Here is a 23,206-nt window from a genome sequence, read left to right as displayed (position 1 = left end):
AAGTGATGAGCAAGGAAACGGAGCCGGCTCGCAGCCGCAGGGAAATGCGGGTGGCCAAGTCGGAACAAGCCAACAGCGCGACGGTGCAGCCGCCCGCGCCGGTTGTTGCCGCCAAGGACACCGCAGCCAAGCCGGTGGCCGTACCGGTTGCTGCCGTCGCGCCCGAGGCCGAGCGCCACGGCCGGCGCACGCTTTCCGCGGAGCCGGTCGCACCAACCGCCGACGACGGTCCCTCGGGCAAGGACGCCGCCACGGCGGCCCCGCGGGAACGGTCCTCCCAGACGCGTGCCCGTGACCGTGCGGCACTGCGCGCCTACAAGGAACTTGTTGACGCCGCCCCCGCCGTACCGTTGCCGTCCCGTCGCGCCCTGCGCCAGGCCCAGCTCGACGCCGAACGCGCCCCCATCACCAGCATCAACCCCGTGGTGCCGCCGGCAGTGGTCCCGGCCAAGCCGACTCCCGCCGTGCCCGCTACCGGCGTTGCCGCGCCCGGCAAGCCCGCTACCGGCGTTGCCGCGCCCGGCAAGCCCGCTACCGGCGTTGCCGCGCCCGGCAAGCCCGCTCCGGGTGCGGCCGCCACAAAGCCGGCACCCGCCAGCCCGGCACCGGCCCGGCCCGCACCCGTGCAGGGCCCCGCACCCGTGCAGGGCCCCGCGGCAGCTGCCAAGACCGCTCCCGGCACGCCTGCCGCCGCTGCGCCTGCCGCCGTCAAGCCGGCACCGGCCAAGGCACCCACCGTGCAGCCGGTGCGCACCCGCGCGGGCCGTCGCGCGGCGGAAGCCGACTTTGCCGGCCCCATCCCCGTTGTTGCGCCCGGAACCCAGGCGCCTGCAGTTCAGGCGCCCGCTATTGCACCCGGCCCGGTGGCGACACCAGCGGCCGCGTCCACGACGGCTCCCGCCGGGCAGCTTCCGCCCGCCCCGGCCACGCCTCCCGTGACGGGTCCACAGGACACGGCCTCCGCCAACTACCCGCCCACCCAGGGCCTGGTCCCCGGTGGCGGCTACCACGCGGTCTCCGTGGGCCCAACCCCCGCGGCGCCGCCGACTCCCAGCGCCGAGGAACTGCGAATCCTGGCCGAGGAACGCGCCAAGGCCGAACGCGAAGCCATCCTGAAGCAGCGTGCGGCAGCCCGTGAACGGCTGGCCCAGGAGAGCGCCAAGAGCCGGCGCACGGCAACCGACCCCACGGCCACCAACAACCTGGCCATGGTCACGCCCCTGGAGTTCATCGAGGTGCCCGGCCTGGACCGTCCGGTGCTGCGCCCGCCCTCCACCACGCACGTGCCGATCGTGACGATGTCCTCGCCCAAGGTGCCGCCGGCCCGCAAGGAAGGCAGCGGCCGGAGCAAGGACGCGGAACGCTTTGACGCCGCCCTGTCCGCCAGGGCGTCGCACCGCCCCGGGCCGGGAAACCGCCCGCTCACGGGCGGACGCAGCGGCACCATCAAACGCGCGGAGGCCCTGGTCGCCGTCGGGCAGGCCGACGACGCGGCCCAGACGGCCACAGTGACCCGCACCCAGATGCCGCCCATGCCCGCGGACTATGCCCACGGGCTGGAGCCGTTGGATGCCGTGACGGCGGGACTGGGACGAACCCAACGCAATATGCTCATTCAATGGGGCAGCATCATTCTTGGCGGCGCGGCTTGTATTGCGCTGGCCGTCATGATCATCACCGGACTAGGCCACTAGTGCCGGATCTATCAAAGGAACGTTAGTGACCGCAACAGAACACTCCATCGAGGTGGCCCGGGCTGCAGCCCGGGCGGCATCCGACAAGCTGGCCCAGGACGTGATTGCCCTTGATGTGAGCGACCGGCTCGCCATCACGGACATCTTCTTCATCGCCTCCGCTTCAACGGAGCGCCAGGTCAACGCCATCGTCGACGGCATCGAGGACGAGCTCCACAAGTTCGGCATGCGTCCGGTGCGCCGTGAGGGCCGTTCCGCGGGCCGCTGGGTCCTCTTGGACTACGCCGACATCGTGGTGCACGTCCAGCACGAGGAAGACAGGATTTTCTACGCCCTGGAACGCCTCTACGCCGACTGCCCCGTGATCGACCTGCAGCTGGCCGAGTCGGACCCGTCCGTCAAGCGCGAAAGCGCAGAAAACACCGAAGACGCAGCGTCCGCCACCGCGGAGCAGGAGAGCGTGGAAGCGGAGTAATTCGCCCCACCACGATGGAAGGACGCCTGGCCATGACCGGTACCACCGCCCCGACCTCGTCAATTTTGCAGCCCGCCGGCATTCGCCGGCGGGTCGTTTTTTGGCGCCACGGACGTACCTCCTGGAATGCTGCGGGGCGCTTCCAGGGCCAGAGCGACATCCCGCTCGACGACGTCGGGCAGCTCCAGGTGGCACGAGCCGCGAGCCTGCTGGCCGGAAAACTCACGGCCACGGCGGGGGAGTCCCACATCAGCATCGCCTCCTCTGACCTGGCCAGGGCCCTGGACACCGCCCAAGCCTTGGGCGGGCTGACGGGTGCCGCGGTTTCCGTGGACCCGCGGCTGCGCGAAACCTTCGGGGGCGCCTGGGAGGGATTGACCTTCGAGGAGATTGAGCAAAGGTACCCGGCCGAGGTCAAGCTCTGGCAACTCGACGAACCGCACGTCCGTGCCGGCGGAGGTGAGACCCGGGTGGAGGTGGCCGAACGCATGGTCGCGGCAATCCTGGCCGCTGTCGCCACGGTGCCCGACGGCGGCACCCTGGTGGTGGCAACCCACGGCGGTGCCGCCCGCGTGGGGCTGGCGAAGCTGCTGGGGCTTCCGGAGCATTTGTGGCGCACCTTGTCCGGACTTTCGAACTGCCATTGGTCGGTGGTCGAACAGGCGCAGCCGTCGGTTGCGGGTGCGGGGGAGTGGCATTGGCGGCTTACCGAGCACAATGTTGGGACCCTTCCGGAGCCCTACGAGGTGCCCGAAGATTTCTCCGTTCCGGTGGAGGATTGAGCCCGCGGGAGCCTCGATTTGGCAGCTGACGGAAACGTGTTCTAGGATTGACGAGTTGCTTTGCCCAAGACCGACAAGTCAAGGGAAAAGGCAAGTGTTTGGGGCTGTGGCGCAGCTGGTAGCGCACCTGCATGGCATGCAGGGGGTCAGGGGTTCGAGTCCCCTCAGCTCCACCAAACAAACTGGTTCATTCCGGTGGTTTGAAATGAAGTACGGCAATAAAGTGTTTGGGGCTGTGGCGCAGCTGGTAGCGCACCTGCATGGCATGCAGGGGGTCAGGGGTTCGAGTCCCCTCAGCTCCACCAAACAAACTGGTTCATTCCGGTGGTTTGAAATGAAGTACGGCAATAAAGTGTTTGGGGCTGTGGCGCAGCTGGTAGCGCACCTGCATGGCATGCAGGGGGTCAGGGGTTCGAGTCCCCTCAGCTCCACCAAACAAAAGGTCCGGCCAAATCCGTTATGGATTTGGCCGGACCTTTTTTGCGTCGCGATGCCTTGGCTCGACGAGGCTGGGCCGAGTTCGCGGAGTGCGGCTTAGTTGCCTGTGAGTTTCCCGACGACCTTGATCGTCGTCGCCATGGCATCGCCATACTTGGTGATGAGTCCGGCGATCTTCCCCAAGATGTCCTTCGGTGCTTCTGGCGAGTCGGACTCATTTAGCTCTTGTTCAAGAAGGTCGGCATGAGTGATCAGTCGGGCGGCAAGAACTGCATCCGTGGTGAGGTGGGCGTCAATCCTGAGGACGCGCACCAAATTGGTGAAGAGTTCAAGGTCATTGGACGTTGAGTGCTGTTCGATGTCGACGTTCGACATCGTGGCGTCCCGGCCTCCTTGGACAACACCCGAGACTGAACCGGCACGAGCCTTGATGACATTGTTGGTCTTGTGCGTGATGTCGTGGCTATCGACGGTCATTTCCAGCCTTTCGATGAGGACACCCTTGCCGGTCATTTTGCTGTTCACCATGAGTAACCAGTCTTCATCACTGAGGATGAGCACTGAAGGTGGCAGGCAAAAGAAGTCGTTCCAAGCGGTGCAGATAAATCGTGTGAATTCGTTGGTGTAGGTCTTCTTCCCGCCGCTGACGATCCCTGTCTTGAGGAGGTCCTCAACGAGGGCCGTTCTCACATGGCGCGGTACGCCCATTCCTTTCCAAAATGGTGTGATGGTCACTTCCGTTTTTTGGTTCTTGCTTTTGCCTTTGATGGCATCGATGAGTTGTCCCTGGATTTCCAGGGCGTCGCCAGCGGGAATTTCCTGCCAGGCCTTCTTGATGAGTCTGCGGCGATTGAGTGTGCTGCTCACCAGGATGACCACGGCCAGCACCAGGGCGACTCCGGCGAGGCACGCTGCGAGTATGAGGAGATGGCTGAGCCCATCAGGTAGTTCCTTCATCTTGTGCTCCATTCTTAGCAGGGACTTTGGAAGTCGGCGGTCCGACGAAAGCCGCCGACAGGTGCTGCGTCTGTCTTGAGGTCAACCTACAAGGAGGCACTGACACTATTTCGCTAGTTGCGTGCCCTTATGATGCTGATTCCCGGGTGACAGACTGGGGCGATGGAGCACCAGCAATCACATGATCACCCGTCCATCGTGATCCGGCCCTATGGGGAATCGGATGCCGCAGCAACCCTGGCGGTGTTCATTGCCGCGGTGACAGAGACCGCCTCCGCCGACTACACGGCGGAACAGGTACAGGCATGGGCGCAGCCGGAACGGCGCGACGTGGGAACCTGGCACGCCGCGATGCTGGCCCGGAACAGCGTAGTAGCCACGATCGAAGGCGAACTGGCCGGCTTCTCGGATGTGGGCCCCGACGGTTACGTTGACATGATGTTTGTCTCGCCGCGCCACCAGCGGCGCGGCGTGGCAAGGCAGCTTCTGGCGCACGCGGAGGCGCACGCACGCAGTAACGGGACACCCGCCCTCTCGGCCGACGTGAGCATCACGGCCCGCCCCTTCTTCGAACAGCACGGCTTCACGGTCGAAGCGGAACAACACCCCGTGAAGGCGGGGGTTGAGCTCACCAACTACAAGATGCGCAAGCAATTGCCATAGCGATGCCTTGAACCTTGATGCCTTGAACCTTTGATACGTCTGACCTTGATGCCGCGCGGCGGATGCCCGTCAATCCACGGCTAGCTGAAGTCGCGGGACGTGAGCTTCACCGCCAGGGCCAGGGGCTCGAGCCTGTCCGCTATCAAGTTGGTGACACCTTCGGGTGAGCGTTCCAACAGCCCCCGGATGACCAGGGCATCCGATTCCAGGGCCACCCGGCGGTGCCGCTCCCACAGGCCCACGCTGCAGATGACGTTGAGAATGCCGGTTTCGTCCTCAAGATTGACGAAGGTGATGCCCTGGGCCGTCTGGGGGCGTTGGCGGTGCGTGACGATCCCCGCCACCTCGATCCGGGTGCCGGACTCCTTGCCGGGGAGCCCGTCGATCCGCACCACGCCCCGTGAATCCAGCTCGCTGCGGACATGGCGCATGGGGTGGTCATCGGTGCTGATGCCCGTGGCCCAGACGTCCTGGGCGACCAGTCCGGCGTCGGAAAGCTCGGGAAGCAGCGGCGGCTGGACATAGGGTGAGGTCCCCGGTAGTTGCCCCTCCCGCACCAACGCGGCGGCCCCGGCCTGCCAGAGGGCCTCCCGGCGATTCATGCCCAGCGAATCAAGCGCCCCGGAGGAGGCAAGGGCCTCGAGCTGGTCGGCGTTCAGGCCGGCCCTGCGCGAGAGTTCCGCCATGCTTTGATAGGGGCCGTTGGCCTCGCGTTCGTCCACGATCCGCTGCGCCGTACCGTTGCCCAGGGACGTGATGCCGTCCAAGCCAAGGCGCACGGCATGGGTGGCGTCCCTGCGATGCCGGTGGTCCTGTGCCGGTGCACCCTGCCGGAACGGGCCAATGGGGGGTTGGTGGAAGTCCAGGCACGAGTCCATGCCGCGTTCCGGCGTCGTCCGCGGCCCCGCACCCTCGGCGGGCTCAAAACCGTCCGCCACCTCGAGGCTCGCTTCGGCGCGTGAGCGCAGGATGTCCGGCCGCAACACCTTCACCCCGTGGCGCCGGGCGTCGGCCACGAGCGTCTGCGGTGAATAAAATCCCATGGGCTGGGCCCGGAGCAGGGAAGCCAGGAAAGCCCCCGGATAGTGCAGCTTCAGCCAGGAACTTGCATAGACCAGCACGGCGAAGCTGAGGGAGTGGGATTCGGCGAAACCGAAGTTCGCGAAGGCCTCGATCTTGGCATAGATCTGCGCGGCGTCCTCGGGCGCTATCCCGTTGTCGGCCATCCCGGCAAAGAGCTTCTCCCGCAACGAACCAATCTTCTCCACGCCCCGCTTGGAGCCCATGGCGCGGCGCAGCAAATCCGCGTCCTCGCCCGTGCAGCCGCCCACGGCCACGGCCATCTGCATGAGCTGCTCCTGGAACAACGGCACCCCCAGGGTCCGCTCCAGGACGGGTTCCAACAACGGGTGCAGGTACGTCACCTCCTCCTGGCCGGTGCGGCGGCGAATGTACGGGTGCACGGCACCGCCCTGCACCGGGCCCGGACGGATCAACGCGATCTCCACCGCGAGGTCGTAGAATTCCCGCGGCCGCAACCGCGGCAGGGTGGCGATCTGGGCCCGGGACTCCACCTGGAACACCCCGACGGAATCGGCTCTGCACAGCATGTCGTAGACGGCCTGTTCCTCGCGGGGCAGGGTGCTGATTTCCCAGCGCTCAGCGAAGGTTTCATCGATCAGGTCAAAGGAATACTGCAGGGCCGCGAGCATCCCCAGCCCCAGCAGGTCGAACTTCACCAGCCCCATCCACTCGCAGTCGTCCTTGTCCCATTGCAGCACGGTGCGGTTCTCCATGCGGGCACGCTCAATGGGGACCACCTCGCCCACCGGCCGCTCGGTGAGGACCATCCCGCCGGAGTGGATGCCCAGATGGCGGGGGAAGCCCAGGACTTGTTCGGCCAGCTTGAGCACGGGGACGGGAATGTCCTCCTCGCTGGTGCCCGGGGCAAGGCGGCTTCGGCTGTCGGTGAGTTTTGACCAGGCGTCCTGCTGGCCCTGGCTGTACCCCAGCGCCTTCGCCATGTCCCGGACGGCATTCTTTGGCCGGTAGGTGATGACGTTGGCCACCTGGGCGGCGTTGAAGCGCCCATACTTTTGGTAGACGTACTGGATCACCTCCTCGCGCCGGTTGGAATCGAAATCGACGTCGATGTCGGGTTCCTCTTCGCGCAGGCTCGAGAGGAACCGCTCGAACGGAAGGTCGTAGAAGATGCTGTCGACGGCGGTGATGCCCAGTGCGTAACAGACCGCGGAGTTCGCCGCCGAACCGCGGCCCTGGCACAGGATGCCCCGGGAGCGGGCAAATTGCACAAGGTCGTGGACGATCAGGAAGTAGCCGGGGAAGTCCTTGGCTTCGATCACGGCAAGTTCCTTCTCGATCCGGGCATGGACCCGCTCGCCGGCTCCCGGATACCTGGCGGCAACGCCTTCGCCGACAAGGTGGCGGAGCCAGGAAATGAGGGTGTGGCCGGCGGGGACGTCGAGCTTGGGAAGTTTTGGGCGGGCCGCCCGCAATTGGAAGGACAGGTCATCGGCAAGCTCGACTGTCCGTTCGAGCGCGCCCGGGTACTGGGCAAAGCGTGCGGCCATCTCGGCGCCACTGCGCAGATGCGCGCCGTCGCTGGCGGGGAGCCAGCCGTCCAGTTCCGCCATGCTGCGCCGTGACCGGACGGCCGCCAGCGCCGTGGACAGGGGATACCCGGCCGGGGTGGCATAGTGCACGGCATTGCTGGCGATGAAGGGGACACTGGCCTTCCTTGCAACCTTGACGAGGGCGTCGTTGTGCCCGGAGTCCAGGGGATTGCCGTGGTCGAAGAGTTCCACCACGACGTTTCCATGCCCGAACCGCTCCAGCAGCAGCCCAAGTTCCCGGGCCGCGCCCTTCTCGCCGTCGGTGGCAAGGGCCCTGCGCACGGCGCCTTTGCGGCATCCCGTCAGTACCAGGCAGTGGCCGTGGAGGGATTGGGCCAGGGCGTCAATGTCATAGACGGGCCGGCCCTTCTCGGCACCCTCGGCCAGATGGGCCGCCGTCAGGGCGCCCGCCAGGCGATGGTAGCCCTCCTCCTTGCGGGCGAGCAGCAGCAGGTGCTCGCCTTCCGGATCGGCCTCGCCGTGTTGGGGTTTGCCCAGTCCCAGGGACAGTTCACTGCCGAACACCGTGTCCAGTTTGTAGGCTTCGGCGGCCTCCGCCATCCGCACGATCCCATAGAAGCCGTCGTGATCGGTCAGCGCGAGGGCGCGCAGGCCCAGCCGCACCGCCTCCTCGACCAGTTGTTCCGGCGAGGAGGCGCCGTCAAGGAAGCTGTAGTGCGAATGGGCGTGCAGCTCGGCGTAGGGTATGGCCCTGCCGCCCGGGGCGTTGGGCCGTTCGGGCCCGAGCAAGCCGGGGCGGTAGGGGCCGCGTTTCCCCGACCAGGCCGGGCTGTCACCGCCGTCGCCCGTGCCCGCTCCCGGCCGGGCCCTGCCGGAGAGCAGGCTTTCAAACTCGGCCCACGGGATCGAGGAATTGTTCCAGCCCATTGTCTTTGCCTTTCACATGCTGCTTGTGCCCTTGGTTCTCCCAAAGGGCCATTAGTCGTAGCGGGCCTCGGCCCACCACCCCTTGCCGTCGTGGAGGAGCAGCCAGGCCTCCCCGTTGCCGTCCACCAGCTGGAGCCGCTCCGCGCTGAGGCGGCGGTCGGCATCCCACCACCGTTGCCGCAGGGGCCAGGGACCGGCCCACTCGGCCACGGTCCGGTGGCGGGTGCGGCTTCCCGGGGGAAAAAACCACTGCGGGGCGGAGACCAGGGCTCCGCGGGGATCCGTGCGGACAGGGCTCTTCTCCCCGTCCAGCAGGCGAACCGGCAGGGGGGAGGCGAAAACGGTGGCCGGCTGCGGGTCCGGGATCTTCCCGGGCCACGGCCGGCCGGCCTCGGCCGCCGTCGCCGCGGGCACAGCGTCACCCCAGGGCGCCAGGGTGCGGCGCTCGCTGAGCATCCTGCCCCCGGTGATCGCCGGAACCAGCACCCCCTCGTGTCCGAGCATGCTTTGGATCCGGCTGAGGCCGTGATGAATCCGCTCCCCGGCACCGTCCCCGAACAAGGTCTGCCCGTGGTGGGAGATTGCATCGACGCGTCCGGGAATGAGGTCCACCCGTGTCACGGCCGAGCCGAGGCCTTCGTTGGCCCGGCCCGGGGTCTGGGGGTTGAGCTGCCAACGCACCCGGTCCACCACGTCGCCCGCCGTGAAGTGCCGGGGATGGCCCCACGCCCGTTCCGAGCGGGCGCCGGAATCGTCCGTGACCACGATCCGAAGCTCCGTGCAGAGCAGTCCTTCGTGTTGCAGCCCGGCGATGAAAAGGTCAGCCGTGGCCCGAAGGTGGAAGGCGATCTGGTCCACCCGGTCCAGGCCGGGTTCGAATTGCGCATGTTGTTCAAGTTTCCGTGGCGGTTTCCGCGGTGTCACCCTGCGCGGATCCCGGCCGCTTGCCATGGCATGGGCGAGTGCCCCGGCGGCCCCAAACCGGGCCCGGACGTCCGTGCCGGAAAGGGCCGCGAAGTCCCCCAGCCTAAGGATGCCAAGGCGTTTGAGCAGGGAGGTCAGCTTGGCGTCCCCCAGCACGTCCACGGGGAAGCGGCTCAGGAATTCCTTGGACGTCCCCGGCGACAGCACCCTGAACGGGGAGGCCTGCGTGGTGCTGCGGGCCGCCTGTTCCGCGGCAAACACGGAATCGGCGATCCCCACCCGGGCTTCCATGCCGAGCCCGTCGGCCGATTCGAGGACGGCGCCCACGGCGGCCTCCTCGCCGCCGTAGTACCGGGCCGCGCCCCCGGCCCGGACGGCGCACAACCCGGGGCGGAGCACCTCCACGCCGGGGATCCGTTCCTCCAGGGAGGCCACCAGCGGCTCAAATTCCCGGGCGTCCCGGACGGGGTCCGCCAGGCACACCACCAGGGCGGGGCAGCGGGTCTGCGCCTCCCTGAGCCGCAGGCCGCGGCGGACGCCGGCCGCCCGGGCTTCCACGGAGCAGGCGGCTACGAGGCCCTGGGCAATGACCGCTGCGGGCCCGTCCTGGGGCAGGTCGTCGGTGAGGCGGGCGGCGACGAGAGGCCAATCCGGAAACCAGGTGACCAAAACGCGCGGGGGAGTCCCGGTCGGCGGGGTCATCACGCCCCCAGGCTGTGCAGGCCCGCGGGGACGCCGCCGGCCAGATTTACAGAGGCCCGCCGGGATCCGCCCCGCAGGGCTACGTCCAGGCGAAGTTGTTGCCGGGTGAAATGCCCGCGCCCCTGCGCCAGTCCCTCCCACTGGTACCCGTCGACCTGCAGCACGGCCTCGCTTTGCGGCCAGGGTCCCAGGACCAGCAGTACGGAGCTTTGTTCACGGAGCCGGGCGCCAAGCCTGGCTGCCTCGGCGGGTGCGACGTGGCCGGGAGCGCAGGCGAGCACCACCGAGAGCACGTCGGTCAACGTCGCGACCACCGTCATCCACCGTTCCCCGGGTTCGGGCACCAGCACCAGCCGGTCCAGGTCGATGCCGAAGCCCGCGGCGGCCTCCACCCCGAAGTCGGGCAGGCCGGCCACCCCGCACCAGGCGCCCTGGAGGGACGGGCCGGCCAGCAGGGCCATGGCCAGGGACATGGAGCCCTGCAGGGAATACACGGAGCCCGGACGCAGGCCGCCCGGTATGACGCCGTCGAGCACGGGCAGCACGGGCAGGGAGGGTTCGCCGCCCCGCCTGCCCTGCATGAGGTGGATCTGGGCCTGCAAGCCGTCGCGCAACGAGGCCTGCGCGGTTGAATTGGCAGGAGACATACTTCAATATTCGAACACATGTTCGAATTAGTCAATTGCCGGCAAAGGCTTCCCGGCGAGCGCCGCGCCACTGTATACAACGGCCCCGCAAACAATGCGAAAATGGTGCAGTGACATCCGATGAATCCCCCGGCGCCCCCGCCGCCCGCAGCTACGAGGCCGTTCTCCGCAGCATCGAAACGGACCTCAAGGGCGGCAAAATCAAGGTCGGGGACCAGATCCCCGGCGAGCGCGCGCTGGCCCAAATCCACGGTATCTCGCGGGCGTCGGTCCGGGACGCCATCCGCATCCTTGAGGTCATGGGCGTGGTGCGCACCGCCGTCGGCTCCGGCCCGGCGTCCGGCACCGTGGTCATTGCCAACCCCTCCGCGGGTCTTGGCTCCGCGCTGCGCCTGCACATGGCCACAAGCCTCTTCCCCGTCGCCGACATTGTGCAAACCCGCATCATGATGGAAACCTGGGCGGCCCGCGAGGCGGCCGCCCGCAGCCACGACGCCGCGGTGATCGAACAGGTGCGCGGCCTCATGGCGGCCATGGACAACCCGGACCTCGAGCGGGAGGCCTTCCACGTGCTCGACGCGCAATTCCATGTGCTGCTCAGCTCCCTGGCCGGCAACGTGGTGATCACCGCCATGATGGAATCGCTGCGCCTGGCCATCCAGGGCTACGTCAGCGACGCCATCGACTCCGACGCCATGTGGCAGCAGATGGTGCCGGCGCTCCGGCAGCAGCACCGGGGCATCGTCACCGCCGTCACCGGCCACGACGGCGAGGCCGCCGCCGCCGCACTGAAGGAGCACATTGAATGGTTCCACGCACAGACGCTGCCGATGCCATGAGGTGCCCCTGCAACAGCGGTGACACGTACGAGGCCTGCTGCGGGCGCTTCATTGACGCCCCCGAAGGCGCCGGTTACCCGCCCACGGCCGAGGCCCTGATGCGCTCGCGCTACACCGCCTTCGCCACGGGCAATGCCGCCTACCTGCTGCGCACCTGGCACCCCGACACCCGCCCGGCCTCCCTCGAACTGGACCCGGAACAGCAGTGGTACCGGCTGGACATCCTGGAAACCAGCGCCGGCGGCCCGTGGGACACGGACGGGGTGGTCAGGTTCACGGCCCGCTACCGGTACGACGGCGAACGCGGCGCCCTGACCGAAACCAGCCGGTTCCTGCGGCTGGGCCGGCAATGGCTCTACCTGGACGCCCTGGACATCAGCTAGCGTCCAGGCGCGGCTAAACTGGTGCAGGCGCCCCGCTCTCCGGGGACGGATGAAAGGGCAGTATGAACGGCACGCAGTACCTTGGCCCCACCGACCCGGAAACCGGGGGCTTCGACTTCACGGCCCTTCGCCGGTTCCCGGACATCGAGGCGGAGAACCTGTTCGCCCACGACGCCACCGACGAACTCATCCACGCCGAAGCCGCCGATGCCCTCGCCCAACTGGCCGCAACGGGCCTGGACGGAAGCGTCGCCGTCGTGGGGGACCGCTACGGCGCCCTGACCCTGGCCGCGGCAGCCACCCACGGACTCACCGGCATCCGCGTCCACCAGGACCCGCTGTCCGGCGAACTGGCGCTCGCAGCCAACGCCGAACGCCTGGGCCTGGCACAATCCTTCACCTCCGCCCCGCTGACAGGGGAGCTCTTTGCCGGCGCGCGCGTGGTGCTGTGGCAGCTCCCGCGCGGGCTGGATGAAATCGCCGAGGTCGCGGCCTTGATCGCCGCCCACGCGGACCCCGGCGTGCAGGTCTTCGCCGGCGGGCGCGTCAAGCACATGACCCTGGCCATGAACACGGTGCTGGGGAAGTACTTTCAGGCCCTGGTGCCGGGCCGGGCCTGGCGCAAGTCCCGCCTGCTCACCGTTGCCGGGCCGCGGCCCGATGCGCCGGCGTCGGACTTTCCGCACAAGGAATTCAACGATTCGCTGGGCCTGTGGCTGTGCGCGCACGGGGCAACCTTTGCCGGCACGAAACTGGACATCGGCACACGCTTCCTGCTGGATTTTGAACCGGACATGCGCCGGGACGCCGTCACCGCGATCGACCTTGGCTGCGGCAACGGAACCATCGCGGCCGCCCTCGCCGCGGCCCGGCCCGATCTGCACGTGAGCGCCACCGACCAATCCGCGGCTGCCGTCGCCTCGGCCGCCGCCACCGCGGAGGCCAACGGCCTGGCCGGGCGCATCACGACCGTCAGGGACGACGCCCTGGCCGGCTTCGAGCCCGGCTCGGCCCAGCTGGTGGTCCTCAACCCGCCCTTCCACGTCGGCGCCACCGTCCATGCCGGCATCGCCCTGAAACTCTTCGACGCCGCCGCCCGCGTCCTGGCCCCGGGCGGGGAACTGTGGACCGTGTACAACCGCCACCTTGACTACCGGGCCCAGCTGGACGCCCGGGTGGGCCCCACCACGATCACCGGCCGCAACAGCAAATTCACCGTGGCCGTCTCCGTCAGGACCCGGGACTGACCCGCCCCGTCCGTGGCGTGTGCGGTGTGCGGCGCGCAACACGGTAATCTGTCACGGGGGGAAATGGGGGTGCACTTGTCGGCACCCTGAATCGTTCATGGTCTAGGAGATGTGTTGGGTTTTCCCGAGGTTGGTTTCCCGCAGCGGCGTCGTGGCACGAATTTACCCAAGATGGGTGACTTCAACCAGGCGGTCATCCTGGACTCGATTCGCCGCTCCGAGGAGGGCCTGAGCCGGGTGGAACTGGCAGCCTCCGCCGGACTGGCCGCACAAACCGTGTCCAACATTTGCCGCCGGCTCCTGGACGCCGAACTCATCATGGAAGCGGGCAAGGAAACCTCCGGCCCCGGCAAGCCCCGCACCATCCTGCGCCTGAACCCCCGTGGCATGTACGCGGTGGGTGTCCGCATCGACCCCGCCCTGACAAGCTTCGCCCTGATCGACGCCGTGGGAACCGTGCTGGCCTCCCGTGCGCGGCAAACCGATCTGCGCAGCACCCCGGCCGACGCCGTTGCCGCCATGGGGGAGGAGATCCGCACCCTGATTGCCGGCTCCGGCATCGACGAGTCCCGGATCGCCGGGGTCGGTGTTGCCACCCCCGGCCCCGTCGACGCCGCGAACGGCACCGTGGTGGCCCCGCCCCACATGCCCGGTTGGACCAGGGTGCCGCTGCGCGACATCCTGGCCGAGGCCACCGGGCTGCCCGTGGTCATGGACAAGGACGTGACGGCGGCGGCCGTCGCCGAACTGTGGACCGGGTCCGCAGGCAGCGCCCCCAACTTTGTCTTCGTGTACATCGGCACGGGGATCGGTGCCGGCCTGGTGCTGGGCGACGAAGTGATCCGCGGCGCGTCCGGCAATGTCGGGGAAATCGGCCACATCATCACCGACCCCGACGGGCCCGAATGCGACTGCGGCCGCCGCGGCTGCGTCAAGGTCACCAACATGCCCGAGACCCTGGTGGCCGAGGCCCGGGAACTGGGCGTACTGCCCGCGGCCGACCCGCTGCACCCGGGCTCGCTGCCGGAGGAGCTGGCCGCCCTGGCCGCGGCCGCAGCGGACGGAAACCCCGACGCCGCCGGGGTGCTGGCCCGCTCGGCCAGCCGCCTCGCCGGGGCGGTTTCGGTGCTCACGAACCTTTTGGATGTGGACCGGGTGGTCTTTGGCGGCCCGTTCTGGCCGGACCTGGCACCCACGTACCTGGCCCAGGTGCCCGGGCACCTCAAACGCCTCAGCGTCACCACCAATGTGCATTCCGTGGACGTAGCCGGCACCAAGGTCAGCATGGGGGAGGGCGCCTTTGGGGCGGCCTGCCTGGTCATGGAAAAAACCTTCAGCCCCAACGCCGCCCAGCTGCTGCTGGACGCGAAGCCGGCAAACTAGCCGGCCTGCAAACCAGCCAATAAATCCAGCTAGTCCACGTCCTCCACGATCTGCCCGAACGGGATGGAGTCGTCAAGGTGGGCCTGGAGCACGCCCGGGTCCATGACGACCCGCACGCCCTCGCGCCCATCGGCGGTGGACTGTTGCAGAATCGGCCTGATGGTGGCGATGAACGCCTCGTCCTTGTCCTGCAGGTACTCTTCGTAGGCAGCTGGCAACTGTTTCATGCTCACACCCTAATACCGCGCCCCCGTCCTGGACAGGGCGCGGCGGGAACTTCCGGCGGGTTTGCCCCGGCGTCGCACCTCGCCGTGTGAGCCGGACAACGCCGGAAAGTTCGGCGTAACCGCACTATGTTGCCTCGGATGAATCAAATTGACGGTCATGTTACGTAAAAACGTGCTGAAATTCGACGCCGGGTTTGCCGGGTGGCGCACGCATGCGTAAAGTTGGTAACACGTTAGTTCCTCAACGTGTGTCAGCGACCCCTGTCATGGACAGGGGTGTGGGTGCCCCCATGTGGGTCTGACATTTGCTGGCGGAGCACGTCAAGAACGGCCATGCGCCGTGACCGTATTGACGTTTGCCCGCCCCCACCTCAAGAAACTTGCTGTGCACGCCATGGGTGTTCTAGACACCGTTGGAGTTGCCCGGCAACCCATCGTCAAGGATCAGCAAATGTCCCCACCCAGCCTTATTCAGGCGACAGCTTCAACACCCGCCAGCGCCCCGATCGCGCTGTCCTATGAACTGTTCCCGCCCCGCAATGAAGCCGCAGCAGCCTCGCTGTGGGCCACCATCCGGGAACTGGAAAGCACCAACCCCGACTACGTCGCCGTCACGTACGGCGCCAACGGCAGCAACCGGGACACGGCCCTCGAGCTTTCGCACCGGCTGCTGACCGAGACGTCCCTGCGGCCCCTGGCGCACCTGACCTGCGTGGGCACCACGGCCGACGAGCTGGCCGAAATCATCTCGGAACTGCTGGACCACGGGGTGCGCGGCATCCTGGCGCTGCGCGGGGACCTGCCCAAGGACCCCGCGGCGGCCCGCAAGCCCGGCTCGCTCGCCTACGCCCAGGATTTGATTGAACTGATCCGCCGCGTGGAGCAGCGCCGCTCGGCCCTGCTGTGCGCCGGCAAGGTTGCGATCGGTGTGGCCGCCTACCCGGCCAAGCACCCGGAATCGCCCTCCATCGAGCACGACGTTGAGGTATTGCTGGCCAAGCAGCGCTCCGGCGCCGACTTCGCCATCACCCAGGTGTTCTTCCACGCCGACCAATACAAGGACCTGGTGACCCGGGCCCGCCGTGCCGGGGTCAGCATCCCGATCATTCCCGGCGTCATGCCGTTGACAAGCCTGCGCCGGGTGGAACGCCTGGGCGTGCTGACCGGCGTCGAACCGGACCCGAAGCTCCTTGACGCGCTGGGCCGGGCCGACGACGCCGCCGAAAGCCGCCGGATCGGTGTGGCCGCCACGGTCGACCTGGCCCGTGCCGCCCTCGACGCCGGCGCCCCCGGCATCCACCTTTATACGTTCAACGAACACGCAGCCGCGCTGGACGTCCTGGACAAACTGCAACTGCTGCGCCCCAGCCGTCCCGCCGTGGGACGCCGCCCCGCCGCCCCCGAACTTGTGCAGGCCTGAGACCCTCCCGGCCCTGTAGTAAAGAACCCGCATCAATAACCCGAAGGATAAACCCCATGAGCAACACCCCCACATTCCCCGCTGCGTCCCTCCTCGGCTACCCGCGCATCGGCCGCCGCCGCGAACTGAAGAAGGCCATCGAAGCGTTCTGGGCCGGGTCCATCGACGAGGCCGCCCTGGACACCGCCGCCAAGGAAATCCAGCTGACCACCGCCCGCCGCCTCTCCGACCTGGGCCTGAACGAGGCCGCCGCGATCCCCGGCACGTTCTCCTACTACGACCAGGTCCTCGACGCCACGACGCACATCGGCGCCGTCCCGGCCCGTTTCGGCGAGCTGCGCAACGCCGCCGGCGAGCTGGACATCAACGCCTACTTCACCCTGGCCCGCGGCACCGTGGAGCAGCAGCCACTGGAAATGACCAAATGGTTCGACACGAACTACCACTACCTGGTGCCGGAAATCGGCCCGGAGACGAACTTCTCCGTGACCTCCAACCGCATCGTGGAGCAGTTTGAATTCGCCAAGGCCAACGGCTTTGTGACCCGCCCCTACCTGGTGGGCCCGGTCACCTACCTGCTGCTGAGCAAGGCCTCCGACGACGCCCCCGCCGGCTTCTCCCCGCTGTCCCGCCTCGAGGACGTCCTGCCCGTCTACGCGGAACTGCTCTCCCGCCTGGCCGCCGCCGGCGCCACCTGGGTCCAGCTGGACGAGCCCGCCCTGGTTGCCGACCAGGACGTGCCGGTCGCCGAGATCCAGGCCGCCGTGGCCCGCAGCTACGAGGTCCTCACGGCCGCAGCCGTGCGCCCGGCCATCCTGGTCTCCACCCCCTTCGGTGCGCTGAGCGAACTGCTGCCCACCCTGGCTGCCGCCAACATCGAGGCCCTGCACATCGACGCCTTCAAGGGCGCCGTGCCCTCCACCGACGAGCTGGCCCTGCTGGCCGGCAAGACAGTGGTTGCCGGCGTCGTGGACGGCCACAACATCTGGCGCAACGACCTCGCCGCCGCCGCCGCCAAGCTGGACGCCCTCAAGGCCGCCGGCGTGGACGTCACGGTATCCACCTCCACCTCCACCCAGCACGTCCCGCACGACGTCGAGGAAGAGGTCAAGCTGTCCGCCGAGCTGCGCAGCTGGTTGGCGTTCGCCGACCAGAAGGTCACCGAAGTGGTGACCCTTGCCGGCCACCTGGCGGACCCGGCGTCGTCCGCCGCGGCCATCGCCGAAGCCTCCGCGATCATCGCCTCCCGTGCCACCGCGGCCGGCGTCAAGCGCCCCGAGGTGCGCGCCCGCCTGGCCGCCCTGACCCCGGCCGACTTCAACCGCTCCGACTTTGCCGTCCGCGAGGCCGCCCAGGAAGCCGCCCTGCAGCTGCCGCCGCTGCCCACCACCACGATCGGCTCCTTCCCGCAGACCAGCGAGATCCGCAGCGCCCGTGCACGCGCCAACAAGGGCGCCATCACGGCCGAGCAGTACTCGCAGCTGATGAAGGATGAGATCAAGCGCGTCGTGGACCTGCAGGAAGAACTCGGCTTTGACGTGCTGGTGCACGGCGAGCCCGAGCGCAACGACATGGTCCAGTACTTCGCCGAGAACCTCGAGGGCTTCGACGTCACGGTCCACGGCTGGGTCCAGTCCTACGGCAGCCGCTGCACCCGCCCGTCCATCCTGTGGGGCGACGTGACCCGCGAGAAGGCCATCACGGTGGAGTGGGCCGAATACGCCCAGTCGCTGACCAACAAGCCCATGAAGGGCATGCTCACGGGCCCCGTCACGATCCTCGCCTGGAGCTTCGTCCGCGACGACCAGCCCCTGGGCGAGACCGCCAACCAGGTGGGCCTGGCCTTGCGCGACGAGATCGCGGACCTCGAAGCCGCCGGCATCAAGGTCATCCAGGTGGACGAGCCCGCCCTGCGCGAGCTGCTGCCCCTGCGCAAGGCCGACCAGGCCGCGTACCTGGACTGGTCCGTGAACTCCTTCCGCCTCTCCACCGCCGGTGCCGTTGACGGCACCCAGATCCACACGCACCTGTGCTACTCCGAATTCGGTGTCATCATCGACGCCATCGACGGCCTGGACGCCGACGTCACCTCCATCGAGGCCGCCCGCTCCCGCATGGACGTCGTGAATGACCTCGAAGCGCACGGCTTTGGCCGCGGCGTGGGTCCGGGCGTCTACGACATCCACAGCCCCCGCGTCCCCGGCCAGGCCGAGGTCTCCGAACTGCTGGGCACCGCCGTCAAGCACGTCCCGGCCCGCCAGCTCTGGGTCAACCCGGACTGCGGCCTGAAGACCCGCGGCTACGCCGAGACCGAGGAATCCCTGCGCAACCTGGTGGCCGCCACCAAGGAAGTCCGCGCACAGCTCGTCTAACGCGCTGACCGTTTGACGTTCGACGGCGTTCCCCACCCCCTTTCGCGGGGGAGGGGAACGCCGTCGTTCTCTTTAAGGTGTGGACGCAGCTGCCAGGGGAAGGTGTACCGTGACCGCGGCGCCCACGCCGGTGTTGGCCGCCTCGATGGTGCCGCCATGGGCCAGCACCGTCTGCTTCGCGATGGCCAGCCCCAGCCCGGAGCCTGGTAGCCCCCGGGCCGTGGCCGAGCGGTAGAAGCGCTCAAAGACCATGCCCAGTTCCTCGCCGGCAAAACCGGGCCCACGGTCCTGGACAGTGATCTCCATTTCCTGCCCGTGGGTGGTGGCCGTGACCGTGACGGTTTCACCGGGCGGGCTGAACTTTCCGGCGTTGTCGAGCAGGTTGTTGATGAGCCGGGCCAGCCGAGGTGCGTCGCCGGACACCAGGCAGAGCGGCTCGGCCGCCTCGGGGCCGTCGTCGTGGGCCTTTGCAGGGGAAGCAAGCCGATACGTGATGCCGGGCCGGTTTTGCGCGGCCCGCTCAAGGCAATGCCGCAGCAGGCTCTGCATTTCGACGTCGTCGGCGGCGATGTGCTCCTCGCCCCGGGCCAGTTCAATGAGGTCCTCGACCAGGGCGCCCATGCCAACCATTTGGCGCCGCACGCCGGCCTGGAGATCCGCACGCAGGGTGTCGGTGAGGTCCGCCCGCTCGAGGAGTTCCAGGTTCGTCCGAAGGCTCGTCAAAGGGGTGCGCAGCTCATGCGAGGCGTCGGCGACAAGCTGGCGCTGGGCGTTCTGGGCCGATTCAAGCTCCGCCAGCATGGTGTTCATGGCGGCGGCCAGCCGTCCCAATTCGTCGGTGCCCTCGACGCCGATCCTGTGCCCGGCGTTCCGGGTGGCGGCGACCCGCTCCGCCGTCTCGGTGAGGCTGCGCACGGGACGCAAGCCGTGCCGGGCGCTGAGGTAGCCGCCGATCCCGGCAATGAAGACTCCCACGACGGCGAAACCCACCAGGATGATGGCGAGCCTGGCAATGGCCGTGTCCACGGGTGCCGTGGGCAGGCCTGTCAGCAACGCCCGGTCCTCGCTGAGCGGGGTGACAAGCATCCGGACCCCTGCGCCGTTGACCGTGGTGTTGGCGTAGAACGGGCGGTGGGTGCCGGCGGCCACTCCGAGTGCGGCGTCGGTGACGGGCAGGTCCTTGCCGTTGTCCCCGGGCGCGTCCTTGCTGCCGATGACCTTGCTGCAGGCCGGGGAGCCGACGACTTCGCAGTAGCCGCTGGCCGTCCAATCGGTCTTTGCCTCCACGAGCCTGGTGACGCGGGTTGATTCGCTTTGCAGCGACTGGTCAAGCTGGTCCTTCATTTCACTGCTCGTGAACAGGTAGATGAGGCTCGTGAAGGCGACAATGACCACGGCCATGACCAGGGCGATCGTCATGGCCAGCCGGGTCCGCAAGGTCCACGGCCGGCCGGGAAGGTGTCGGGTCACTGTTCGGCCATCCGGTAGCCGATGCCGCGGACGGTGTGCACCATGCGGGAGCCGCCGCCTTCCTCGAGTTTCCGTCGCAGGTAGGACACATACACCTCCAGGGCGTTGGAGGCGGGCCCGAAGTCCGTGTCCCAGATGGCGTCGGAGATCTGGGAGCGGGTGAGCGTCTGGCCCGCGTGTTCGACCAGCACGCGCAGGAGCGCGAATTCGGTGTGGCTGAGCTCGATGTACCGGCCGGCCCGGGTGGCGCTCCGGCTCTCCGGATCCAGGGTCAGGTCCGCGTATCCGAGCGCGCTGACCGGTTCGGGGTAGGCGCGGCGGACCAGGGCGCGCAGCCGGGCCAGGAGTTCGGCCAGGTCGAAGGGTTTGCCCAGGTAGTCGTCGGCTCCGGCGTCCAGGCCTTCGACGCGTTCGTTGACGCTGACCCGCGCCGTGAGCATCAGGATCGGGACCCGGTCGCCGGCGGCCCGCAGCTGGCGGCACAGGGTCAAGCCGTCCGTGCCGGGCATCGTGACATCGACGACCAGGGCATCCGGGTCTTCCCGCAGCGTCACTTCCAGGGCTTCCAGCCCGTTGGTGGCGGTCAGGACCTCATATCCCTCCAGGCCCAGGGCGGTGCCCAGGGACAACAGGATCTCGGGATCGTCATCCACCAGCAGGATGCGGCACGCGGCGGTCGTCGTCATGATCACCGAGTTTAGCCGGACGGTGCGGGATGGATTTAAGGAATGGCTCATAATCGCCGGCCACGCTTGGGCCATGACAACTTTCAACGCCACACAGGCAGCTTCCGGACCCCGGGCGGACCCGGCCGGTCTTCGGATCGTCATCGGCGCAGGGGGCACGGGCGGGCACATCTACCCGGGACTGGCCATTGCCGACGCCATCCACAAACGGGTTCCGGACGCGGAGATCAGCTTTGCCGGCACCGACCGCGGCCTGGAGGGGGACCTCGTGCCAAGGCATGGGTACGAACTGGCCACGAGCACCATGATCCCGTTCGCCGCCTCCATGGGGTGGCGCCGTTTCGCGTTGCCGGCATATCTGCTCAGGGCCGGGATTGACTGCGCCCGGCGCTTCCGCAGGGACGGGGTGGACCTGGTGATCGGCATGGGCGGCTACCCCAGTGCCCCCGCCATTGTCGGGGCCTGGCTGGCGGGGGTTCCACGGCTCATCCACGAATCCAACGCGCGTTCCGGGAAAGCCAACCAGCTCGCGGCCGTGCTGACCCGCCACATCGGCATCGCCTTCGACCACGCCCAAAACCACCTGCCCACCCGGGGCAGGGAGATCCGCCGGGTGGGAGTGCCCCTGATGCCCGCCGTGGCGGCCATGGACCGCACCTCGCTGCGGGCCGGGGCCCTCCGATCCCTCGGCGTGGCACCGGGGCAACGGCTCGTCGTCGTCAACGGCGGCAGCCAGGGTGCCCGGAGCCTGACGACGGCGGCCATCGAACTGGCGGCGCTGTGGCGGGACCGGACGGACATCATGCTGCTCATCAAGACCGGCCCCGCCGACTATGAATCCACGGTTGGGCGAATCGACGCAGCCGGGGCGGGCCGGAACACCAGGGTCGTGGCCTATATGGACCGGATGGATCTGGTCTACGCCGCCGCCGATGTGATGGTGGGACGTGCAGGTGCCGCAACCGTCGCCGAACTGGCCCATATCGGCCTGCCCGCGGTACTCATTCCCCATCCATGGGCGGCCGGGGACCACCAGCGCCACAATGCCGAGGTCCTCGTCGACTGTGGCGGCGCCGTCATGGTGGCGGACAGTGAACTCACCGGGGTCAGGCTGGCCGGCGAACTGGGCGTGCTGTTGGCGGACCCCGAAGAGCTGGAGCGCAGGGCCCAGGCGATGCGCTCGGCCGAACACGCCCGGGCGGCCGACGCCATGGCGGAGTGGGCCATCGAACTGGCACGCAACCACCAAGCAGCCCGCAGCCAAACCCAAACCCTTCATTCCCCAACACCCAAGGAGACACCATGATGAACGAACGCAACCATTGGGCCGGCCGGCTCGTCCTGGTCACCGGCGCGGAAGGATTCATCGGCTCAACGCTTGTCGATGAACTGGTGCAGGCCGGCTGCCGGGTCCGGGCATTCACCCACTACAAGCCCTACGCCGAGAAGGGCTTCCTCGCCGGGTATGCGGACCACCCCAACGTGGAGCTGCTGACGGGGGACGTGCGGGACCCCGTCAGCGTGTACGCCGCCGTCGAGGGTGTCGATACCGTCTTCCACCTGGCGGCGCTGATTGGCATCCCCTACAGTTACACGGCACCGGATTCCTATGTGCAAACAAATGTGGTGGGCACGCACAACGTCCTCGCCGCCTGCCGCCGCTTTGGTGCGCGCCTGGTCCACACCTCCACCTCCGAGGTCTACGGCACGGCCCTGACGGCACCCATCAGTGAAAGCCATCCGCTCCAGCCGCAATCGCCCTACTCGGCCAGCAAGATCTCGGCCGACATGCTCGCGCTCTCGTATTGGCACAGCTTCGAGGTTCCCGTTGCCATCTGCCGGCCCTTCAACACCTACGGACCCCGGCAGTCGGCCCGGGCCGTCATCCCCGCGATCCTGCAACAACTGCACGGGGGAGCCACGGAGATCAAGCTCGGCTCGCTCACCCCCACCCGCGACTTCACCTTCGCCACCGACACCGCCCGCGGCTTCATGGCCATCGGTGCCAGTGAGAAGGCCCTTGGACGTGCCATCAATCTGGGGACGGGGAGCGAAATCAGCATTGGCAGGCTCGTGGAACTGCTGATTGAGATCTCCGGCAGGGATGCACGCATCGTCAGCGACCCGCAGCGGATGCGCCCCACGGGCAGCGAGGTGCACCGGCTGCTCTCGGACAACTCCCTCGCCAAGGAACTCACGGGGTGGGAACCGGAAGTCACCTTGCGGGCAGGGCTCGAAGCCACCTCCCGCTGGATCCAGACCCGAGGCGACGTCAGCGCAAGCTACGCCGTGTAGGCGGAGGGGCGGCCGCCGTTGACCGTTCGACGGCGGCCGCCCGCCGCTGCCCTCCCAAACGGCAAATTCGAATAAATATTC

The 23,206-nt window shown here is 68.1% G+C and carries 19 protein-coding genes and 3 tRNA genes; 15 read left to right on the top strand and 7 right to left on the bottom strand.

The annotated features are described in order from the left end of the window. Positions 1 to 5 precede the first annotated feature (5 nt). The 6 genes from AL755_RS12855 (at position 6) to AL755_RS12830 (ending at position 3,385) form a co-directional block, all read left to right on the top strand. Positions 6 to 1,694, top strand: a complete 1,689-nt coding sequence (locus AL755_RS12855) for a hypothetical protein (RefSeq protein ID WP_054011340.1) — start codon at positions 6 to 8, stop codon at positions 1,692 to 1,694. Positions 1,695 to 1,719: 25 nt separating this feature from the next. Beyond that, positions 1,720 to 2,169 (top strand): ribosome silencing factor, encoded by a 450-nt coding sequence (gene rsfS / locus AL755_RS12850; RefSeq protein ID WP_054011339.1) that lies wholly within the window; start codon positions 1,720 to 1,722, stop codon positions 2,167 to 2,169. Between the two features lie 32 nt (positions 2,170 to 2,201). Then, on the top strand, positions 2,202 to 2,951 hold the full coding sequence (locus tag AL755_RS12845; RefSeq protein ID WP_054013049.1) for a histidine phosphatase family protein: 750 nt from the start codon (positions 2,202 to 2,204) through the stop codon (positions 2,949 to 2,951). A 100-nt stretch (positions 2,952 to 3,051) separates the two neighbouring features. Next, positions 3,052 to 3,127, top strand: a tRNA-Ala gene (locus AL755_RS12840). Positions 3,128 to 3,180: 53 nt separating this feature from the next. Continuing rightward, positions 3,181 to 3,256 (top strand) — tRNA-Ala (locus tag AL755_RS12835). A gap of 53 nt (positions 3,257 to 3,309) precedes the next feature. Further along, positions 3,310 to 3,385 (top strand) — tRNA-Ala (locus AL755_RS12830). A 100-nt stretch (positions 3,386 to 3,485) separates the two neighbouring features. Here AL755_RS12830 and AL755_RS12825 read toward each other — a convergent pair. Then, positions 3,486 to 4,346 (bottom strand): hypothetical protein, encoded by an 861-nt coding sequence (locus AL755_RS12825; protein WP_054011338.1) that lies wholly within the window; start codon positions 4,344 to 4,346, stop codon positions 3,486 to 3,488. Between the two features lie 162 nt (positions 4,347 to 4,508). Between AL755_RS12825 and AL755_RS12820 the strand changes: the two genes are divergently transcribed. Further along, positions 4,509 to 5,009, top strand: coding sequence for a GNAT family N-acetyltransferase (locus tag AL755_RS12820; protein ID WP_054011337.1), 501 nt, complete (start codon positions 4,509 to 4,511; stop codon positions 5,007 to 5,009). Positions 5,010 to 5,089: 80 nt separating this feature from the next. Here AL755_RS12820 and AL755_RS12815 read toward each other — a convergent pair whose 3' ends face one another. The 3 genes from AL755_RS12815 to AL755_RS12805 are packed head-to-tail and all read right to left on the bottom strand — an operon-like array spanning position 5,090 to position 10,803. Continuing rightward, positions 5,090 to 8,530: an error-prone DNA polymerase gene (locus AL755_RS12815; RefSeq protein WP_054011336.1), complete on the bottom strand. Its 3,441-nt coding sequence runs from the start codon at positions 8,528 to 8,530 to the stop codon at positions 5,090 to 5,092. 51 nt (positions 8,531 to 8,581) lie between these two features. Beyond that, the gene (locus AL755_RS12810) at positions 8,582 to 10,156 is read right to left on the bottom strand and encodes a DNA polymerase Y family protein (RefSeq protein WP_054011335.1); all 1,575 of its coding nucleotides are present in this window, start codon (positions 10,154 to 10,156) and stop codon (positions 8,582 to 8,584) included. Beyond that, on the bottom strand, positions 10,156 to 10,803 hold the full coding sequence (locus AL755_RS12805; protein ID WP_054011334.1) for a hypothetical protein: 648 nt from the start codon (positions 10,801 to 10,803) through the stop codon (positions 10,156 to 10,158). The genes AL755_RS12810 and AL755_RS12805 overlap by 1 nt, the downstream gene beginning before the upstream one ends. Positions 10,804 to 10,913: 110 nt before the next feature. Between AL755_RS12805 and AL755_RS12800 the strand changes: the two genes are divergently transcribed. The 4 genes from AL755_RS12800 (at position 10,914) to AL755_RS12785 (ending at position 14,655) form a co-directional block, all read left to right on the top strand. Further along, positions 10,914 to 11,642 carry a FadR/GntR family transcriptional regulator gene (locus AL755_RS12800; protein ID WP_054011333.1) on the top strand — a complete coding sequence of 243 codons (729 nt, stop codon included), beginning with the start codon at positions 10,914 to 10,916 and terminating at the stop codon, positions 11,640 to 11,642. Further along, positions 11,609 to 12,025: a YchJ family protein gene (locus AL755_RS12795; RefSeq protein ID WP_054011332.1), complete on the top strand. Its 417-nt coding sequence runs from the start codon at positions 11,609 to 11,611 to the stop codon at positions 12,023 to 12,025. The genes AL755_RS12800 and AL755_RS12795 overlap by 34 nt, the downstream gene beginning before the upstream one ends. A 62-nt stretch (positions 12,026 to 12,087) precedes the next feature. Then, positions 12,088 to 13,272, top strand: coding sequence for a class I SAM-dependent methyltransferase (locus tag AL755_RS12790; RefSeq protein WP_082369259.1), 1,185 nt, complete (start codon positions 12,088 to 12,090; stop codon positions 13,270 to 13,272). Positions 13,273 to 13,443: 171 nt separating this feature from the next. Continuing rightward, positions 13,444 to 14,655 carry an ROK family transcriptional regulator gene (locus tag AL755_RS12785; protein WP_054011331.1) on the top strand — a complete coding sequence of 404 codons (1,212 nt, stop codon included), beginning with the start codon at positions 13,444 to 13,446 and terminating at the stop codon, positions 14,653 to 14,655. A 29-nt stretch (positions 14,656 to 14,684) separates the two neighbouring features. On the opposite strand, the gene AL755_RS12780 is transcribed toward AL755_RS12785, so the two are convergent. Continuing rightward, positions 14,685 to 14,882 carry a hypothetical protein gene (locus AL755_RS12780; RefSeq protein WP_054011330.1) on the bottom strand — a complete coding sequence of 66 codons (198 nt, stop codon included), beginning with the start codon at positions 14,880 to 14,882 and terminating at the stop codon, positions 14,685 to 14,687. A 451-nt stretch (positions 14,883 to 15,333) separates the two neighbouring features. Here AL755_RS12780 and AL755_RS12775 point away from each other — a divergent pair, with 451 nt between their 5' ends. After that, positions 15,334 to 16,302, top strand: coding sequence for a methylenetetrahydrofolate reductase (locus AL755_RS12775; RefSeq protein WP_054011329.1), 969 nt, complete (start codon positions 15,334 to 15,336; stop codon positions 16,300 to 16,302). Positions 16,303 to 16,358: 56 nt separating this feature from the next. Continuing rightward, the gene (metE, locus tag AL755_RS12770; RefSeq protein WP_054011328.1) at positions 16,359 to 18,674 is read left to right on the top strand and encodes a 5-methyltetrahydropteroyltriglutamate--homocysteine S-methyltransferase; all 2,316 of its coding nucleotides are present in this window, start codon (positions 16,359 to 16,361) and stop codon (positions 18,672 to 18,674) included. Positions 18,675 to 18,746: 72 nt separating this feature from the next. Here metE and AL755_RS12765 read toward each other — a convergent pair whose 3' ends face one another. Further along, positions 18,747 to 20,144 (bottom strand): sensor histidine kinase, encoded by a 1,398-nt coding sequence (locus AL755_RS12765; protein WP_054011327.1) that lies wholly within the window; start codon positions 20,142 to 20,144, stop codon positions 18,747 to 18,749. Further along, on the bottom strand, positions 20,141 to 20,830 hold the full coding sequence (locus tag AL755_RS12760; protein WP_054013047.1) for a response regulator transcription factor: 690 nt from the start codon (positions 20,828 to 20,830) through the stop codon (positions 20,141 to 20,143). Before AL755_RS12760 ends, AL755_RS12765 begins: the two co-directional genes overlap by 4 nt. Before the next feature lie 73 nt (positions 20,831 to 20,903). On the opposite strand from AL755_RS12760, the gene AL755_RS12755 reads away from it, so the two are divergent. Then, entirely contained in the window at positions 20,904 to 22,136 is a 1,233-nt protein-coding gene (locus tag AL755_RS12755; protein WP_054011326.1) for a UDP-N-acetylglucosamine--N-acetylmuramyl-(pentapeptide) pyrophosphoryl-undecaprenol N-acetylglucosamine transferase, read from the top strand. After that, positions 22,133 to 23,125 carry a GDP-mannose 4,6-dehydratase gene (locus AL755_RS12750; protein WP_107503847.1) on the top strand — a complete coding sequence of 331 codons (993 nt, stop codon included), beginning with the start codon at positions 22,133 to 22,135 and terminating at the stop codon, positions 23,123 to 23,125. Before AL755_RS12755 ends, AL755_RS12750 begins: the two co-directional genes overlap by 4 nt. Positions 23,126 to 23,206: the final 81 nt, after the last annotated feature.

The organism is Arthrobacter sp. ERGS1:01 (assembly GCF_001281315.1).
In the GTDB taxonomy this organism is placed as follows: Bacteria; Actinomycetota; Actinomycetes; order Actinomycetales; family Micrococcaceae; genus Specibacter.
Note: the sequence above shows the minus strand (reverse complement) of the source record. Positions and strands in the feature narration are given on the sequence as shown.

Bases quoted from the DNA above. Each gene is read 5' to 3' on its own strand.
- AL755_RS12805 (WP_054011334.1), bottom strand. From the start codon at position 10,803: ATGTCTCCTGCCAATTCAACCGCGCAGGCCTCGTTGCGCGACGGCTTG.
- AL755_RS12820 (WP_054011337.1), top strand. From the start codon at position 4,509: ATGGAGCACCAGCAATCACATGATCACCCGTCCATCGTGATCCGGCCC.
- AL755_RS12780 (WP_054011330.1), bottom strand. From the start codon at position 14,882: ATGAAACAGTTGCCAGCTGCCTACGAAGAGTACCTGCAGGACAAGGAC.
- AL755_RS12775 (WP_054011329.1), top strand. From the start codon at position 15,334: ATGTCCCCACCCAGCCTTATTCAGGCGACAGCTTCAACACCCGCCAGC.
- AL755_RS12785 (WP_054011331.1), top strand. From the start codon at position 13,444: ATGGGTGACTTCAACCAGGCGGTCATCCTGGACTCGATTCGCCGCTCC.
- AL755_RS12790 (WP_082369259.1), top strand. From the start codon at position 12,088: ATGAACGGCACGCAGTACCTTGGCCCCACCGACCCGGAAACCGGGGGC.
- AL755_RS12810 (WP_054011335.1), bottom strand. From the start codon at position 10,156: ATGACCCCGCCGACCGGGACTCCCCCGCGCGTTTTGGTCACCTGGTTT.
- AL755_RS12755 (WP_054011326.1), top strand. From the start codon at position 20,904: ATGACAACTTTCAACGCCACACAGGCAGCTTCCGGACCCCGGGCGGAC.
- AL755_RS12815 (WP_054011336.1), bottom strand. From the start codon at position 8,530: ATGGGCTGGAACAATTCCTCGATCCCGTGGGCCGAGTTTGAAAGCCTG.
- AL755_RS12855 (WP_054011340.1), top strand. From the start codon at position 6: ATGAGCAAGGAAACGGAGCCGGCTCGCAGCCGCAGGGAAATGCGGGTG.
- AL755_RS12825 (WP_054011338.1), bottom strand. From the start codon at position 4,346: ATGAAGGAACTACCTGATGGGCTCAGCCATCTCCTCATACTCGCAGCG.
- AL755_RS12795 (WP_054011332.1), top strand. From the start codon at position 11,609: ATGGTTCCACGCACAGACGCTGCCGATGCCATGAGGTGCCCCTGCAAC.
- metE (WP_054011328.1), top strand. From the start codon at position 16,359: ATGAGCAACACCCCCACATTCCCCGCTGCGTCCCTCCTCGGCTACCCG.
- AL755_RS12750 (WP_107503847.1), top strand. From the start codon at position 22,133: ATGATGAACGAACGCAACCATTGGGCCGGCCGGCTCGTCCTGGTCACC.
- AL755_RS12760 (WP_054013047.1), bottom strand. From the start codon at position 20,830: ATGACGACGACCGCCGCGTGCCGCATCCTGCTGGTGGATGACGATCCC.
- AL755_RS12845 (WP_054013049.1), top strand. From the start codon at position 2,202: ATGACCGGTACCACCGCCCCGACCTCGTCAATTTTGCAGCCCGCCGGC.